Here is a 16252-nt window from a genome sequence, read left to right on the forward strand (position 1 = left end):
ACCCCCGAATTCCGCCTGCTGAAGGGACCCCATGCAGATCGCCGTCGTCCTCTACGACCGCTTCACCGCCCTCGACGCCGTCGGCCCCTACGAGACCCTCGGCCGGCTCCCGGACGCGGAGACCGTCTTCGTCGCCGAGGAAGCCGGCCCCGTGCGCAACGATTCCGGGAACCTCGCGCTCGTCGCCGACCGGTCCCTGGCCGATGTACCCCACCCCGACATCATCGTGGTCCCCGGCGGCCCGGGCCCGCTCCCCCTCGCGGCGGACGGTCCCCTGCTCACCTGGCTGCGCACCGCCGACGCCACCAGTACCTGGACGACGTCCGTGTGCACCGGCTCCCTGCTGCTCGCCGCGGCCGGACTGCTCCGGGGCCGCCGCGCGACGTCCCACTGGCTGGCCCTGGAGGAACTGAAGCGCCACGGCGCCGACCCGACGGGGGAGCGGGTCGTCACCGACGGCAAGTACGTCACGGCTGCCGGTGTCTCCTCCGGCATCGACATGGGGCTGACCCTGCTCGGCCGGATCGCGGGCGACGACCACGCGCGGCTCGTCCAGCTCGGCACCGAGTACGACCCGCAGCCTCCCTACGACGCCGGATCACCCGAGAAGGCCCCCGCGCACCTCGTCGAACTGTTCCGCGAGCACTCCGGGGTCATCCTGACGTAGGCACGCTCCAGTCGAACCGCGGCTGCCGGCGCTCCAGGAACGCGGCGACACCCTCCGCGGTGTCGCCGCTCGCGCGGGCCTGCCCGGCCCAGTGCGCGTCCCGGTCCGTACGCCCGTCCGCGAACTCCTTGGCAGCCGCTTGCGTCAGCTGCGAGCGGGACACCAGGATCCGGGTGAACTCCTCGACCCGCTTGCCGAGTTCGCCCCCGGGCAGCACCTCGTCCACCAGCCCGGAGCGCAGCGCCCTCGGCGCGTCGATCAGCTCGCCGGAGAACAGCAGGTACTTGGCGGTGGCCGGCCCCACCAGGGACACCAGCCGCCGGGTCGAGGACGCCGGGTACACGATGCCGAGCTTCGCGGGGGTCACACCGAACAGCGCTCCCTCCTCGGCGAACCGCAGATCGCAGGCCGCGGCCAGCTGCGACCCGCCGCCCACGCAGTGGCCCCGGATCGCGGCCAGCGTCGGCTTCGGGAACGCGGCCAGCGCCTCCTCGGCCCGCACGGCCAGCCCCTGCGCCTCCTCCGGCGAGCCCCGCAGCGTCGAGATGTCGGCCCCGGCGCAGAACGTCCCGCCCTCGCCGGTCAGCACCAGCGCCCGCACGGCCGCATCGCCCGCGAGCTCCTCCAGCAGCGGCGGGAGAGAGCGCCACATGGCGGCCGTCATGGCGTTGCGCTTCTCGGGATGACGTATGACGACCGTCGCGACCGACCCGGTCGCACGGCACTGCAGCTGCGGCTCCATGCGCCGGATGCTATCCGGACGCCAAACCCGTACAACCCGAATAGTTCGCCAAGACGGCACAACAGGGACAGGACCAGTCCCACAACTGACCGTGTCATACGCCAACGGTCAGAAGCGTTCGATACCTGCTGACTTGTGTTCAGTCACGGGTGCGAGGCGCATCGTTCCCAACACTCGAGGTGTGGCGACAATCGAGCGCGAGGGTGGCGACCGGACTATGGACGACCAGGGGCGTGGGTTCGGTCCGCGCCCGGAGGGCGGTGCGGCGCCCCTCGGCCCGGCGCCCGCGGACCCGCTGCCGTACGAAGGGGTCTGGAGGTTCACCGCACCGGCGGTCGAAGCCTCGGTCCCGCAGGCACGGCACGCCGTACGGGACCTGCTGCGGCGTCAGGGAGTGCCGGTCTCGGACGACCTGGCCCAGGGGCTGCTGCTGATCGTCTCGGAGCTGGTGACGAACGCGGTGAAGCACGCGGCGGTGCTGTCGCCGACGATCGCCGTCGAACTGGCCGTCGGCGCCGACTGGCTCCGGGTGTCCGTGGAGGACAACCACCCCTACCGGCCCACCGCCCTGGAGACCGACCACGGCCGGACCGGGGGGCGGGGGCTGCTCCTGGTGCGCGAGGTCACCCGGGAGGCGGGCGGCATGTGCGAGGTCGATCACACCGCGAGCGGCGGCAAGGTGATCTGGGCCGCCCTGCCGCTCAAACCCGCGCGCTTCGCGTAGGGCCCGTCGCCGGGCCCCGGTCACCAGCCGGCCGAGGGGCCCGTCAGCTCCCTGATCGCCGGCCGGGCCGCGTCCAGGACGGTCATGAACCAGGACGAGAACGTGTCCTTGGCGTGCCGCTCCGCCAGCTCCGGAGGGGTCACGAACACCGTCGACGCCACCTCCTCCGGGTCCGGCCGCACCACGGCCTGCACCATGCCGACGAAGAGGTGGTTGTACTCCTGCTCCACCAGACCGGACTCAGGGTCCGGGTGGTTGTAGCGGACCGTGCCCGCCTCGGCCAGCAGCGACGGGGAGGCGCCGAGCTCCTCGAACGTGCGCCGCGCCGCCGCCGCGAAGGGCGCCTCGCCGGGGTAGGGGTGGCCGCAGCACGTGTTGGACCACACACCGGGGGAGTGGTACTTGCCCAGCGCGCGCTGCTGGAGCAGCAGCCGGCCGTACTCGTCGAAGAGGAACACGGAGAACGCCCGGTGCAGCTGTCCGGGCGGCTGGTGGGCGGCGAGCTTCTCCGCGGTGCCGATCGTCACGCCGTCCTCGTCGACCAGTTCCAGCAAAATCGCGTCTGCGGTGCCGTTCGACGGGTTGTGCGTCGCGGTGGCAGGTGTGATCGGCATACCCATCCTTCACATCGGTCTTCGCGCCCCAAGTCTGCCGTACGAATCCGGCACTCCCGGCACTTCGCGGCCGGCCCGCATGTCCCGCGCGGCGACGCGGACCGTGGCGGCACCGGTCGGACACCGGAAAGGGACCCGGTAGAGGATCGTGCCCGGCCAGGCAGGCGGAAAATCGTCCCCACCGGCTCTGTGGGGCTCAGGACGCGGGCGCGCGGCGGAGGGTTGCGTTCTCCGGCGCACAGGTGGCGCAGTGCGCCCCCCGCCTCACGCGTCTCCCGGCCACCGCGTCAGTGACAGAGCCGCGCCTCGTGCTCCGCGTGCCCGCTCGGTTCCAGCTGGAAGGTGCAGTGCTCCACGTCGAAGTGGTCACCGAGACAGCCCTGGAGCTCGTGCAGCATCTTCTCGTGCCCTATCGCGTTCAGGGCCTCCGGGCTGACGACGACATGCGCCGACAGCACCGGCATCCCGGAGGTGATCGTCCAGGCGTGCAGGTCGTGGACGTCCTCCACGCCGTCCGTGGCGAGGATGTGCGACCGCACCTCCGCCATGTCGACGTCCTTGGGAGCGGCCTCCAGCAGCACGGACAGCGTCTCGCTCAGCAACCTCCACGTGCGGGGCGCGATCATCAGCGCGATGACGAGCGAGGCGATCGGGTCGGCGGCCTGCCAGCCCGTGAGCATGATCACCACGGACGAGACGATCACCGTGACCGAGCCCAGGGCGTCGGCCGCCACCTCCAGGAACGCGCCGCGCACATTCAGGCTCTCCTTCTGCCCGCGCATCAGCAGCGACAGCGACACCAGGTTCGCCACCAGGCCGATCGCACCGAACAGCAGCGCCAGCCGGCCCTCGGTCTCCGCCGGCGTGATGAAGCGCTGGACCGACTCGTACACGACGTAGCCGCCGGCCCCGAGCAGCAGCAGACAGTTGGCCAGGGCGGCGAGGATCTCGGCCCGGGCGTAGCCGAAGGTGGCCCGCTCGCTGGGCGGCCGGTTCGCGAAGTGGATCGCGAGCAGCGCCATGCCGAGGCCCAGGGCGTCCGTCGCCATGTGCGCGGAGTCCGCGACGAGCGCCAGCGAGTCGGCCAGGGTACCGCCGACGACCTGCACGACCACGATGCCGAGCGTGATGGCCAGCGCGACGCGCAGCCTGCCGCGGTACGCCGAGGTCGCCGTACCGCCGGCCGCCGCGCCGTGCGCGTGCCCGTGATCGTGCCCAGCCCCCATGAGAAGTCAGCCTCCCTGCGTCCGCCTGATCGTGCTCGGGGACCCCAGTGAACTACGGGGAGGGGGTATCCGCAACGCGGCACTGAACACCGTTGTCATGTGCTCTGACCTGCGGAAACGAAGAGCAGGTCAGGACGCTTGCCCGGGGCGGGAGCCGTGGTGCAGCAGCCAGCCCCGCCAGGCCGACTCGGTCATCTCACGCACCCCGCGCCGGGCGGTCCAGCCGAGCTCGGCGGCCGCCCGGGCGGCCGAGGCCACCGCCCGGGGTGCGTCGCCGGGGCGGCGCTCCTCGACGAGCGGAGGCCGGCGGTCGCCGGTGACCTCACCGATGACCGTGACCAGTTCACGGACCGAGACGCCCTCGCCACGGCCGATGTTGACCGTCAGATCACCCTTGCCGCCGCCCCCGGCCAGTCGCCGGGCGGCCGCCAGATGGGCCTCGGCCAGGTCGGCCACGTGAATGTAGTCACGGACGCAGGTGCCGTCCGGGGTCGGGTAGTCGTCGCCGAAGATCCGGGGCGCCTCGTCGCGCGTCAGCCGGTCGAAGACCATCGGGACGATGTTGAAGACGCCTGTGTCCGCCAGCTCCGGCGCGGCGGCGCCCGCCACGTTGAAATAGCGCAGACATACGGTGGAGATCCCGTGTGCCTCCCCCGCCGCCCGCACCAGCCATTCCCCGGCCAGCTTGGTCTCGCCGTACGGGTTCACCGGGGCGCAGGGCGTGTCCTCCGTGATGAGGTCCACACCCGGGTCGCCGTACACGGCGGCCGACGAGGAGAACACGAAGCGCTCGATCCCGGCCCCGGCGACCGCGTCCAGCAGGGTCGCCAGACCGCCGACGTTCTCCCGGTAGTACCGCGTGGGCTGCGCGACGGACTCGGCCACCTGCTTGCGCGCCGCGAGGTGCACCACCCCGGTGACGCCGTGCTCGGCGAAGACCTGCCGCAGCAGGTCCCCGTCCAGCGAGGAGCCGCGCACGAGCGGTACCTCGGCGGGGAGCCGCGCGGGCACCCCGGCCGACAGGTCGTCCAGGGCGAGGACGCTTTCCCCGGCCTCGGTCATGGCCCTGGCCACATGTGCTCCGATATAGCCGGCACCGCCGGTGATCAGCCACGTCATGGTCGCCCACCCTATGCGGCCCCGGACACCGCCCGCGCAATGTCCTCGTTGTCCGCTTAAGGACGCGCGGTTTGTGAGGCGGGCCCCGGATCCACGATGATGATCGCGGCAAGGGCTCGTGCGAACCACGTCGATCCAGCCGCCGAACGGGCGGTGAACGTGGCCCTCCCGGCATCCGATAGCCTCTGCCGACATGCCGCCCGGGAGCCACCGGAGAAGGCGCCCCCACCATGTACGTCACCGGCGCGGAAGCGCCGGTACCCAGGGAGTGAATTCGGTTGCCGACCGCCATCCTCACCGGCCAGCCGGTCCCCGGATCGTCGATCGAGGCCGACCTGCGGTCCCTCGGGTTCGACCTCCGGACCGCGACCGACGCCGCCGAGGCCGAGACCCTCCTCGCCGAGGTGCCGGGCGACGAGCGGGTCGCCCTGGTCGACGCCCGCTTCGTGGGGCACCTGCACGCGCTGCGCCTCGGCCTCACCGACCCCCGGTTCCCGCTCGCCGCGATCCCCGGTGCCGTCACCGCCCAGCCCGCCGGGCGCCAGGCGCTGACCCGGGCGATGGCACGCGAGAACTCCGCGGGCGGCGGCACCACCCTCGTCGACAGCCTCGCCGACCGCATCCTCACCGCCCTGGACGCCGACGGCACGGCGGTGCACCGCCCCGAGCTGGGCAGTCTCGTCGCCGCCGTCCCCGCCGACCCCCAGGCGCGCAACGAGGCACGGCAGGCGGTCACGGACATCGACGACGAGGCCGTACGCCTGAAGTCCGCCGTGAAGGCCCGCGACGGCTTCTTCACCACCTACTGCATCAGCCCGTACTCCCGCTACATCGCCCGCTGGTGCGCCCGCCGCGGCCTGACCCCGAACCAGGTCACCACCGCCTCGCTGATCACCGCCCTCATAGCGGCGGCCTGCGCGGCCACCGGCACCCGCGGCGGCTTCGTCGCGGCCGGCGTCCTGCTGATCGCGTCCTTCGTGCTGGACTGCACCGACGGCCAGCTCGCCCGCTACTCCCTGCAGTACTCCACGCTCGGCGCCTGGCTGGACGCCACCTTCGACCGGGCCAAGGAGTACGCCTACTACGCGGGCCTCGCGCTCGGCGCGGCCCGCGGCGGTGACGACGTCTGGGCCCTCGCCCTCGGCGCCATGGTCCTGCAGACCTGCCGGCACGTCGTGGACTTCTCCTTCAACGAGGCCAACCACGACGCCACCGCCAACACCAGCCCCACCGCCGCCCTCTCCGACAAGCTCGACAGCGTCGGCTGGACGGTCTGGGTCCGGCGGATGATCGTCCTGCCCATCGGCGAACGCTGGGCCATGATCGCCGTCCTGACGGCGGCCACGACGCCCCGCATCACCTTCTACGCACTGCTCGTCGGCTGCGCCTTCGCCGCCACGTACACCACGGCCGGGCGGGTGCTGCGCTCCCTGACCCGCAAGGCCAGGCGGACCGACCGGGCGGCCGCTGCCCTGGGTGACCTCGCCGACAGCGGTCCCCTCGCCCGGGGCTTCGCCGAGGCGCTGAGGAAGCCCGCCCGCGGGCTGCCGGGCTTCGCCGCCCCCGCCGTCGCCCTGCTCGGCGCTCTCACCGTCGTCCTCACCGCGGCGCTGACGGACTTCGGCGGCCCCTGGCCCCCCGTCGCGGCCCTCGCCTACGCCCTGACCTCCGGCCTCGCCGTGGCCCGCCCCCTCAAGGGCGCCCTCGACTGGCTGGTCCCGCCGTTCCTGCGCGCCGCCGAGTACGGCACCGTCCTGGTCCTGGCGGCCAAGGCGGACGTGGGCGGAGCCCTTCCGGCGGCATTCGGGCTGGTGGCCGCGGTCGCCTACCATCACTACGACACCGTCTACCGCATCCGCGGCGACGCCGGAGCACCCCCGGCCTGGCTGGTGCGCTCCATCGGAGGGCAGGAAGGGCGGACGCTGCTCGTCACCGTCCTCGCCGCGCTGCTCACCGCCTCGCAGTTCAAGGTCGCGCTCACGGTTCTCGCCGTGGCCGTGGCCCTGGTGGTGCTCGTCGAGAGCATCCGCTTCTGGGTGGCCGCCCACCAGGGCGGCGCATCCGCCGTACACGATGAAGGAGAAACCGCATGATCGGCCTCGTGCTCGCGGCCGGCGCCGGCCGGCGCCTGCGTCCCTACACCGACAGCCTCCCCAAGGCACTGGTGCCGGTCGGCCCCGCGGGCATAGACGGCGAACCCACCGTCCTCGACCTGACCCTCGGCAACTTCGCCGAGATCGGTCTCACCGAGGTCGCGATCATCGTCGGCTACCGCAAGGAGGCCGTGTACGCGCGCAAGGAGGCCCTGGAGCAGAAGTACGGCCTCAAGCTCACCCTCATCGACAACGACAAGGCCGAGGAGTGGAACAACGCCTACTCCCTGTGGTGCGGGCGTGACGCCCTCAAGGACGGCGTGATCCTCGCCAACGGCGACACGGTCCACCCGGTCTCCGTCGAGAAGACGCTGCTCGCCGCCCGCAGCGACGGCAAGAAGATCATCCTCGCCCTCGACACGGTCAAGGACCTGGCCGACGAGGAGATGAAGGTCGTCGTCGACCCCGCCAAGGGCATGACGAAGATCACCAAGCTGATGGACCCCGCCGAGGCGACCGGCGAGTACATCGGCGTCACCCTGATCGAGGGCGACGCCGCCCCCGAGCTGGCCGACGCCCTCAAGGCCGTGTGGGAGACCGACCCGCAGCAGTTCTACGAGCACGGCTACCAGGAGCTGGTCGACCGTGGCTTCCGCATCGACGTGGCGCCGATCGGCGACGTCAAGTGGGTGGAGATCGACAACCACGACGATCTCGCCCGGGGCCGGGAGATCGCATGCCAGTACTGACGAGGCTCATCCCCTCGCCGCTCGTCGTGGACATCCGCGCGGGTGCCCTCGACGACCTGGCGTGCGTCCTCGCCGACGAGCGCATCTCGCACTCCGGCCGTCTCGCCGTCGCCGTCAGCGGCGGCTCCGGCGCCAGGCTGCGCGAGCGCATCTCGCCGAGCATGCCCGGCGCCACCTGGTACGAGGTCGGTGGCGGCACTCTCGACGACGCGGTCCGGCTGGCGAGCGACATAAAGGCCGGTCACTTCGACGCGGTCGTCGGCCTCGGCGGCGGCAAGATCATCGACTGCGCGAAGTTCGCCGCGGCACGCGTCGGCCTGCCCTTGGTCGCCGTGCCCACGAACCTCGCGCACGACGGCCTGTGCTCGCCGGTCGCCACCCTCGACAACGACGCGGGCCGCGGCTCCTACGGCGTGCCGAACCCGATCGCCGTCGTCATCGACCTGGACGTCATCCGTGACGCGCCGGTCCGCTACGTCCGCGCCGGCATCGGTGACGCGATCTCCAACATCAACGCGATCGCCGACTGGGAACTGGCCAACCGCGTCAAGGACGAGAAGATCGACGGACTCGCCGCCGCCATGGCCCGCCAGGCGGGCGAGGCGGTGCTCCGGCACCCGGGCGGGATCGGCGACAACGACTTCCTCCAGGTACTCGCCGAGGCGCTCGTCCTCACCGGCATCGCGATGTCGATCTCGGGCGACTCGCGGCCGGCCTCGGGGTCGTGCCACGAGATCAATCACGCCTTCGACCTGCTGTTCCCCAAGCGTGCCGCCTCCCACGGCGAGCAGTGCGGTCTCGGCGCGGCCTTCGCGATGTGGCTGCGCGGGGCGCACGAGGAGTCGGCGTACATGGCGGAGGTCCTGCGCCGGCACGGCCTGCCCGTGCTGCCGGGCGAGATCGGCTTCACGACGGACGAGTTCGTCAAAGCCGTCGAGTTCGCCCCGGAGACCCGGCCCGGCCGCTACACCATCCTCGAACACCTCGACCTGAACACCGAACAGATCAAGGACACGTACACCGACTATGTCAAGGCCATCGGTAGCTGAACTACGCCCCGTCGTTCACCCCGCCGGGGTGAAGGACCGGCGCAGCGGTGAGCACTGGATGGGACGCCTCTACATGCGTGAGGTGTCCCTGCGGGTCGACCGCTACCTGGTGAACACCAGGGTCACGCCCAACCAGCTCACGTACCTGATGACCGTTTTCGGTGTGCTCGCGGCCCCGGCACTGCTGGTGCCGGGGATCCCGGGCGCCGTCCTCGGCGTGGTGTGCGTCCAGATGTACCTGCTGCTGGACTGCGTCGACGGCGAGATCGCGCGCTGGAAGAAGCAGTACTCGCTCAACGGCGTCTACCTGGACCGCGTCGGCGCCTATCTCACCGACGCCGCCGTGCTCACCGGCTTCGGCCTGCGCGCCGCCGACCTGTGGGGCAGCGGCCGCATCGACTGGCTGTGGGCCTTCCTCGGCACCCTGGCCGCCCTCGGCGCCATCCTGATCAAGGCGGAGACCGACCTCGTCGGCGTCGCCCGGCACCAGGCCGGAAAGCCGCCGGTCCAGGAGACCGCCGCCGAGATGCGCTCCTCCGGCATGGCCCTGGCCCGCAAGGCCGCCGCCGCCCTGAAGTTCCACCGCCTCATCCTCGGTATCGAGGCGTCCCTGCTGATCCTGGTCCTGGCGATCGCCGACCAGGCCCGCGGCGACCTGTTCTTCTCCAGGCTCGGCGTGGCGGTGCTGGCCGGCATCGCGCTCGTGCAGACCCTGCTGCACCTGGTGTCCATCCTCGCCTCCAGCAGGCTGAAGTGAGCGGCATGAAGGTCGGCGCCGTCATCATCACCATGGGCAACCGGCCCGAGGAACTGCGCGCCCTGCTCGACTCGGTCGCCAAGCAGGACGGCGACCCGGTCGATGTGGTCGTCGTCGGCAACGGCTCGCCCGTCCCGGACGTCCCCGAGGGCGTCCGCACCATCGAACTGCCCGAGAACCTCGGCATCCCCGGCGGGCGCAACGTCGGCATCGAGGCCTTCGGCCCCTCCGGCCGGGACGTCGACATCCTGCTCTTCCTCGACGACGACGGCCTGCTCGCGGGCCACGACACCGCGGAGCTGTGCCGGAAGGCGTTCGAGGCGGACCCGAAGCTCGGCATCGTGAGTTTCCGCATAGCCGACCCGGAGACCGGCGTCACCCAGCGCCGCCACGTCCCCCGGCTGCGCGCCGCCGACCCGATGCGCTCCTCGCGCGTCACCACCTTCCTCGGCGGCGCCAACGCCGTCCGCACCCGCGTCTTCGCCGACGTCGGCGGACTCCCGGACGAGTTCTTCTACGCCCACGAGGAAACCGATCTCGCATGGCGGGCCCTCGACGCGGGCTGGATGATCGACTACCGGTCCGACATGGTGCTCTACCACCCGACGACCGCTCCCTCGCGGCACGCCGTGTACCACCGCATGGTCGCCCGCAACCGCGTCTGGCTGGCCCGCCGCAACCTCCCCGCACCGCTCGTCCCGGTCTACCTCGGCGTGTGGCTGCTGCTCACTCTTGTGCGCCGTCCCTCCCGCAGTGCGCTGCGGGCCTGGTTCGGCGGATTCCGCGAGGGCTGGACCACTTCGTGCGGGCCCCGCAGGCCCATGAAGTGGCGTACGGTGTGGCGGCTGACCCGGCTGGGCCGGCCCCCCGTCATCTGACAAGCTCGTATCCGGGAACACCCCGGGAACCCCCGGGCCGTACCCCGGCCCCGGCTCCTGCCGGACCGGCACAGGCCGAGCATCTCGAAGACGAAAGTTTCCACTAGTGAGTGAGACAACGCACGACGCCACGGTCGCGGTGACCCCGCCCGCGGCGCCCGACGAGGGCCTCACGGCGAGGGAACTCGCCGCCAAGCACGGGCTGACCGTGAGCGGCGCCCGTCCGTCCCTCATCGAGTACGTCCGTCAGCTCTGGGACCGGCGGCACTTCATCCTCGCCTTCTCCCGGGCGAAGCTGACCGCCCAGTACAGCCAGGCCAAGCTCGGCCAGCTGTGGCAGGTGGCCACGCCGCTGCTGAACGCGGCCGTGTACTTCTTCATCTTCGGCCTGCTCCTGGAGGCCGACCGGGGGCTGCCCCGCGAGGTGTACATCCCGTTCCTCGTCACGGGTGTGTTCGTGTTCACCTTCACGCAGAGCTCGGTCATGGCGGGCGTGCGCGCGATCTCCGGCAACCTCGGCCTGGTCCGCGCCCTGCACTTCCCGCGCGCCTCCCTGCCGATCTCCTTCGCGCTCCAGCAGCTCCAGCAGCTGCTGTTCTCGATGATCGTGCTGTTCGCCGTCACGATCGGCTTCGGCCACTACCCGGACCTGTCCTGGCTGCTGATCGTGCCGGTGCTCGTGCTGCAGTTCTGCTTCAACACCGGCCTCGCGCTGATCATGGCCCGGGCGGGCGCCAAGACCCCCGACCTCGCGCAGCTGATGCCGTTCGTGATGCGGACCTGGATGTACGCGTCGGGAGTGATGTTCTCCATCCCGATCTTCCTGGCGGACAAGCCGGCCTGGATCGCGAACCTCCTGCAGTGGAACCCGGCCGCGATCTACATGGACCTGATGCGCTTCGCCCTGATCGACGACTACGGCGCGAAGTTCCTGCCCGACCACGTCTGGGCGGCCGCGGGCGCCTGGGCCGTGCTCTTCGCCGTGGGCGGCTTCGTGTACTTCTGGAAGGCGGAGGAGAGGTACGGCCGTGGCTGAGCAGAAGCAGGACGCACGCGTCCCCACCGTCGTCGCGGACGACCTGCACATCGTCTACCGCGTCAACGGCGCCAAGACCGGCAAGGGCAGCGCCACCGCCGCCCTCAGCCGCATCCTCAAGCGCGGCGAGGAGCGGGGCGTGCGCAAGGTGCACGCCGTGCGGGGCGTCTCCTTCGTGGCGTACCGCGGCGAGGCCATCGGCCTGATCGGCTCCAACGGTTCCGGCAAGTCGACCCTGCTGCGGGCCATCGCCGGGCTGCTCCCCGCCGAGCAGGGCAAGGTCTACACCGACGGTCAGCCCTCGCTGCTCGGCGTCAACGCGGCCCTGATGAACGACCTCACCGGCGAACGCAACGTCATATTGGGCGGGCTCGCCATGGGCATGTCCCGGGAGGAGATCAAGGAGCGCTACCAGGACATCGTCGACTTCTCCGGCATCAACGAGAAGGGCGACTTCATCACGCTGCCCATGCGCACCTACTCCTCCGGCATGGCGGCCCGGCTCCGCTTCTCCATCGCGGCGGCCAAGGACCATGACGTCCTGATGATCGACGAGGCCCTGGCGACCGGCGACCGCAAGTTCCAGAAGCGCTCCGAGGACCGCATCCGGGAGCTGCGCAAGGAAGCCGGCACGGTGTTTCTGGTCAGCCACAACAACAAGTCCATCCGCGACACCTGCAACCGCGTCCTGTGGCTGGAACGCGGTGAGCTGCGCATGGACGGCCCCACCGACGAGGTGCTCAAGGAGTACGAGAAGTTCACGGGCAAGTAGCCGGCATCCGGCCAGGGCCCCGACGGAACTGCTCCGGCGGGGCCCGGCGTCTGCAAAGGAAACGTCAACTCCGGCCCATCTCAGGAATCTTGGGGCCAATCGGTGTGTTCTCGTGATGCGCGGTACACCCTGACGAACCGTGTCGCGTTGTACAACGTAAGCTGTACCGGTCCCGAAACACGGCAATCAGGGCGATAATGCGCGACACCGCCCGTCGGACCGCCGTGCGGACGGCTGGGCGGCGTGTCCGAAATAGTGCGTATTGGGTCGGCAGTGTAGAACGGGAGATGTGACGGCGATGGCTACGGAAACTCCCCAGCTCCACGCAGCACGTGCCGTCCCCGCCCCGGGCAGTCGGCGGTGACGGGAACCGGCACGGCGCGCCCCCTCGATCCGGAGCGCGGCACGCTCGACAAGGCCGCCGGCGAGAACTTCCCGGTGGCCCCCTTCTTCCTGCCCCGGGCCTGGCGCACCGACCTCATGGCCGTCTACGGCTTCGCCCGCCTGGTCGACGACATCGGCGACGGTGACCTCGCCCCCGGCGGCGCCGACGCCCGGCTGCTCGGCGTCTCCCCGCAGGGGGCCGAGGACCGGCTGGTGCTGCTCGACGCCTTCGAGGCGGACCTGCGCCGGGTCTTCGACTCGACCCCGCGGCACCCCCTGCTGCGCCGCCTCCAGCCGACCGTGCGCCGGTGCGCGCTCAGCCCCGAGCCGTTCCTCGGCCTGATCGCCGCCAACCGCCAGGACCAGCTGGTCGGCCGCTACGAGACCTACGACGACCTGCTCGCCTACTGTGAGCTGTCCGCCAACCCCGTCGGCCGTCTCGTCCTCGCGGTGACGGGCACCTCGACGCCCGAGCGGATCCGCCGATCCGACATGATCTGCACGGCCCTCCAGATCGTCGAGCACCTCCAGGACGTCGCCGAGGACCTCGCCCGCGACCGCGTCTACCTGCCCGCCACGGACATGAAGCGTTTCCACGTCAGGGAAGCGGATCTCGCCACGGAATCCGCCGGAGCGTCGGTCCGTGCGCTGATTGCGTACGAAGCGCAAAGGGCCCGGGAGCTGCTGAATGAAGGCGCCCCCCTGGTGGGTAGCGTCCACGGCAGGCTGAAGCTGCTGCTCGCAGGGTTCGTGGCGGGGGGGAGGGCGGCCGTCCACGCGATCGCCGCCGCCGGATACGACGTACTTCCCGGCCCGCCCAAGCCCGGCAAGGTCCGGTTGCTGCGTGAGGTGGGCGTGACTCTGCGAGGAGAGGGGTGATCCGGGCCGTGGAGTCGGAACCACACGCATCCCCGCCGGTCCTCGCCGCCTACAGCTACTGCGAGGCCGTCACCGGACGCCAGGCACGGAACTTCGCCTACGGCATCCGGCTGCTGCCGACGCCCCAGCGCCGTGCGATGTCGGCGCTGTACGCGTTCTCGCGGCGGGTCGACGACATCGGCGACGGCGCACTCGCCGACGACGTCAAGGTGGCCCGCCTGGAGGAGACCCGTGCGCTGCTCACCCGGATCCGCGAGGACCGGGTCGACGAGGACGACACCGACCCGGTCGCCGTCGCCCTCGCGCACGCCGCCGGGGCCTTCCCGATCCCGCTCGGCGGCCTGGACGAGCTCATCGACGGCGTCCTCATGGACGTACGCGGCGAGACGTACGAGACCTGGGACGACCTGAAGGTCTACTGCCGCTGTGTCGCGGGCGCGATCGGGCGGCTCTCGCTCGGCGTCTTCGGCACCGAACCCAGGGCGCGCGGGGTGGACCGCGCGCCGGAGTATGCCGACACGCTCGGGCTCGCGCTCCAGCTCACCAACATCCTCAGAGACGTCCGCGAGGACGCTGTCGGCGGGCGGACCTACCTGCCCGCCGACGATCTCGCCAAGTTCGGCTGCTCGGTCGGCTTCAGCGGGCCACGGCCACCGGAGGGTTCCGACTTCGCGGGCCTCGTGCACTTCGAAGTGCGACGGGCCCGCGCCCTGTTCGCCGAGGGTTACCGGCTGCTCCCCATGCTCGACCGGCGCAGCGGCGCCTGCGTCGCCGCCATGGCGGGCATCTACCGCCGCCTGCTCGACCGCATCGAGCGCGACCCGGAAGCCGTGCTGCGCGGCCGCGTCTCGCTGCCCGGCCGTGAGAAGGCCTACGTCGCGGTGCGCGGCCTGTCCGGTCTGGACACTCGGCACGTGACCCGGCGAACCGTCAGGAGGCGTGCGTGAGGCAGACAGAGGCGTACGTGCGGCGGACAGCGGCCGCCGCCGGCGGAAAGCGGCGCGCAACCCTCCGGCCCGGGGCCGCGTCCCTGACGGAGACGGCCCGCCGTGCACCGTTCGAGCAGCACGCCCGGGCCGCGGGGGAGGGCGCGCGATGACCCAGGGCACACGGTCCGCAGGACCGGCCGCACCGGCGCGGCACACCGTCGTGGTGGGCGGCGGGCTCGCCGGTGTCACCACCGCGCTCGCGCTCGCCGACGCCGGTGTGCGCGTCACCCTGCTGGAGGGCAGGCCGCGACTCGGCGGGCTCGCCTTCTCCTTCCGGCGCGGCGACCTCACCGTCGACAACGGCCAGCACGTCTACCTGCGTTGCTGCACCGCCTACCGCTGGTTCCTCGACCGCATCGAGGGCGCGGAGCTCGCCCCGCTGCAGGACCGGCTGGACGTGCCCGTCCTGGACGCCGCCCGGCCCGAGGGGCGACGGCTCGGCCGGCTCCGGCGGGACGCCCTGCCCGTGCCGCTGCACCTGGGGCGCAGCCTCGCCGCCTATCCGCACCTGTCGCTCGCCGACCGCGCCAGGGTGGGCCGGGCCGCGCTCGCGCTCAAGGGGCTCGACCTGACCGACCCGGCGCTGGACACCCGGGACTTCGGCAGCTGGCTCGCCGCGCACGGCCAGTCGGCGCGTGCCGTGCAGGCCCTGTGGGACCTGGTCGGGGTCGCCACCCTCAACGCGGTCGCCTCCGACGCCTCCCTGTCCCTCGCCGCGATGGTGTTCAAGACCGGTCTGCTCTCCGAGCCGGGTGCCGCCGACATCGGCTGGGCGCGCGTCCCGCTGGGCGACCTGCACGACCGGCTGGCCCGCAAGGCGCTCGACTCCGCCGGGGTGCGCACCGAGCTCCGTACCCGCGTCACCTCCGTCTCGCGGACCGGGGACGGGCAGTGGTCCGTCGAGGTACCCGGCGAGACGCTGGAGGCCGACGCCGTGGTCCTCGCCGTACCCCAGCGCGAAGCGCACGACCTGCTGCCGGCGGGCGCCCTCGACGCCCCCGAACAGCTTCTGCGGATCGGCACCGCGCCGATCCTCAACGTCCATGTCGTCTACGACCGCAAGGTCCTCGGCCGGCCGTTCTTCACCGCCCTCGGCAGCCCCGTGCAATGGGTCTTCGACCGCACCGAGGCGTCCGGGCTGCGCGAGGGGCAGTACCTCGCCGTGTCCCAGTCCGCCGCCCAGAACGAGATCGACGAGCCCGTGGCCCTGCTGCGCGAGCGGTACCTGCCCGAGCTGGAGCGGCTGCTGCCGCTGGCCCGCGGCGCCGCCGTGCGGGACTTCTTCGTCACCCGGGAGCGCACCGCGACGTTCGCTCCCACCCCCGGCGTCGGGAGCCTCAGGCCCGGCGCCCGCACCAAGGCATCCGGCCTCTACCTGGCCGGAGCGTGGACCGCCACCGGGTGGCCCGCGACCATGGAGAGTGCGGTCCGCAGTGGTGTGAGCGCGGCGGACGCCGTGCTGGGCGCCCTGGGCCGGCCCCGTCCGCAAGCCCTCTTCGATTTCGAGGAGGCGGCATGATGCCGGCCCAGGCCGGCGCGGCAGGCGGCCCCCGCACCCCCGGTACCGCAACAAG

At 71.8% G+C, this 16252-nt stretch carries 17 protein-coding genes; 13 read left to right on the top strand and 4 right to left on the bottom strand.

The features are described 5' to 3' along the window. Nucleotides 1–31 precede the first annotated feature (31 nt). Nucleotides 32–667 carry a DJ-1/PfpI family protein gene (locus tag AB0937_RS18575; protein ID WP_366712939.1) on the top strand — a complete coding sequence of 212 codons (636 nt, stop codon included), beginning with the start codon at nt 32–34 and terminating at the stop codon, nt 665–667. Here AB0937_RS18575 and AB0937_RS18580 read toward each other — a convergent pair. Beyond that, complete coding sequence (locus AB0937_RS18580; protein ID WP_366712941.1) at nt 654–1409, bottom strand: enoyl-CoA hydratase/isomerase family protein; 756 nt, start codon at nt 1407–1409, stop codon at nt 654–656. The genes AB0937_RS18575 and AB0937_RS18580 overlap by 14 nt on opposite strands. A 217-nt stretch (nt 1410–1626) precedes the next feature. Here AB0937_RS18580 and AB0937_RS18585 point away from each other — a divergent pair, with 217 nt between their 5' ends. Beyond that, a complete protein-coding gene (locus AB0937_RS18585; protein WP_366713126.1) occupies nt 1627–2133 on the top strand; it encodes an ATP-binding protein in 507 nt (168 codons plus the stop codon). Nucleotides 2134–2153: 20 nt separating this feature from the next. On the opposite strand, the gene idi is transcribed toward AB0937_RS18585, so the two are convergent. The 3 genes from idi to galE all read right to left on the bottom strand — a co-directional run bounded on the left by idi (nt 2154) and on the right by galE (nt 5092). Beyond that, nucleotides 2154–2747 (bottom strand): isopentenyl-diphosphate Delta-isomerase, encoded by a 594-nt coding sequence (gene idi, locus AB0937_RS18590; RefSeq protein ID WP_104780368.1) that lies wholly within the window; start codon nt 2745–2747, stop codon nt 2154–2156. A 287-nt stretch (nt 2748–3034) separates the two neighbouring features. Further along, entirely contained in the window at nt 3035–3973 is a 939-nt protein-coding gene (locus AB0937_RS18595) for a cation diffusion facilitator family transporter (RefSeq protein ID WP_366712943.1), read from the bottom strand. Between the two features lie 129 nt (nt 3974–4102). Beyond that, a complete protein-coding gene (gene galE / locus AB0937_RS18600) occupies nt 4103–5092 on the bottom strand; it encodes a UDP-glucose 4-epimerase GalE (protein ID WP_366712945.1) in 990 nt (329 codons plus the stop codon). Nucleotides 5093–5370: 278 nt separating this feature from the next. Here galE and AB0937_RS18605 point away from each other — a divergent pair, with 278 nt between their 5' ends. The 11 genes from AB0937_RS18605 (at nt 5371) to hpnE (ending at nt 16197) form a co-directional block, all read left to right on the top strand. Next, nucleotides 5371–7185 carry a DUF5941 domain-containing protein gene (locus tag AB0937_RS18605; protein ID WP_366712946.1) on the top strand — a complete coding sequence of 605 codons (1815 nt, stop codon included), beginning with the start codon at nt 5371–5373 and terminating at the stop codon, nt 7183–7185. Continuing rightward, nucleotides 7182–7934, top strand: a complete 753-nt coding sequence (locus AB0937_RS18610) for a phosphocholine cytidylyltransferase family protein (RefSeq protein ID WP_366712948.1) — start codon at nt 7182–7184, stop codon at nt 7932–7934. Before AB0937_RS18605 ends, AB0937_RS18610 begins: the two co-directional genes overlap by 4 nt. Then, on the top strand, nt 7922–8983 hold the full coding sequence (locus tag AB0937_RS18615) for an iron-containing alcohol dehydrogenase family protein (protein ID WP_366712950.1): 1062 nt from the start codon (nt 7922–7924) through the stop codon (nt 8981–8983). The genes AB0937_RS18610 and AB0937_RS18615 overlap by 13 nt, the downstream gene beginning before the upstream one ends. Then, nucleotides 8961–9740: a CDP-alcohol phosphatidyltransferase family protein gene (locus AB0937_RS18620; RefSeq protein ID WP_234846803.1), complete on the top strand. Its 780-nt coding sequence runs from the start codon at nt 8961–8963 to the stop codon at nt 9738–9740. Before AB0937_RS18615 ends, AB0937_RS18620 begins: the two co-directional genes overlap by 23 nt. A 5-nt stretch (nt 9741–9745) precedes the next feature. Then, entirely contained in the window at nt 9746–10618 is an 873-nt protein-coding gene (locus tag AB0937_RS18625; RefSeq protein WP_366713127.1) for a glycosyltransferase, read from the top strand. A 106-nt stretch (nt 10619–10724) separates the two neighbouring features. Beyond that, nucleotides 10725–11654, top strand: coding sequence for an ABC transporter permease (locus AB0937_RS18630; protein WP_366712951.1), 930 nt, complete (start codon nt 10725–10727; stop codon nt 11652–11654). Further along, a complete protein-coding gene (locus AB0937_RS18635) occupies nt 11647–12426 on the top strand; it encodes an ABC transporter ATP-binding protein (RefSeq protein WP_366712953.1) in 780 nt (259 codons plus the stop codon). Before AB0937_RS18630 ends, AB0937_RS18635 begins: the two co-directional genes overlap by 8 nt. Before the next feature lie 360 nt (nt 12427–12786). After that, on the top strand, nt 12787–13689 hold the full coding sequence (hpnC, locus tag AB0937_RS18640) for a squalene synthase HpnC (RefSeq protein ID WP_366712954.1): 903 nt from the start codon (nt 12787–12789) through the stop codon (nt 13687–13689). Beyond that, nucleotides 13686–14636 (top strand): presqualene diphosphate synthase HpnD, encoded by a 951-nt coding sequence (gene hpnD, locus AB0937_RS18645; protein WP_366712956.1) that lies wholly within the window; start codon nt 13686–13688, stop codon nt 14634–14636. The genes hpnC and hpnD overlap by 4 nt, the downstream gene beginning before the upstream one ends. 17 nt (nt 14637–14653) lie before the next feature. Next, a complete protein-coding gene (locus tag AB0937_RS18650) occupies nt 14654–14788 on the top strand; it encodes a DUF6380 family protein (RefSeq protein WP_366713128.1) in 135 nt (44 codons plus the stop codon). Continuing rightward, on the top strand, nt 14785–16197 hold the full coding sequence (gene hpnE / locus AB0937_RS18655) for a hydroxysqualene dehydroxylase HpnE (RefSeq protein ID WP_366712957.1): 1413 nt from the start codon (nt 14785–14787) through the stop codon (nt 16195–16197). Before AB0937_RS18650 ends, hpnE begins: the two co-directional genes overlap by 4 nt. The last annotated feature ends 55 nt before the right edge of the window (nt 16198–16252 follow it).

Source organism: Streptomyces sp. NPDC047880 (assembly GCF_040706515.1).
Classification (GTDB): domain Bacteria; phylum Actinomycetota; class Actinomycetes; order Streptomycetales; family Streptomycetaceae; genus Streptomyces.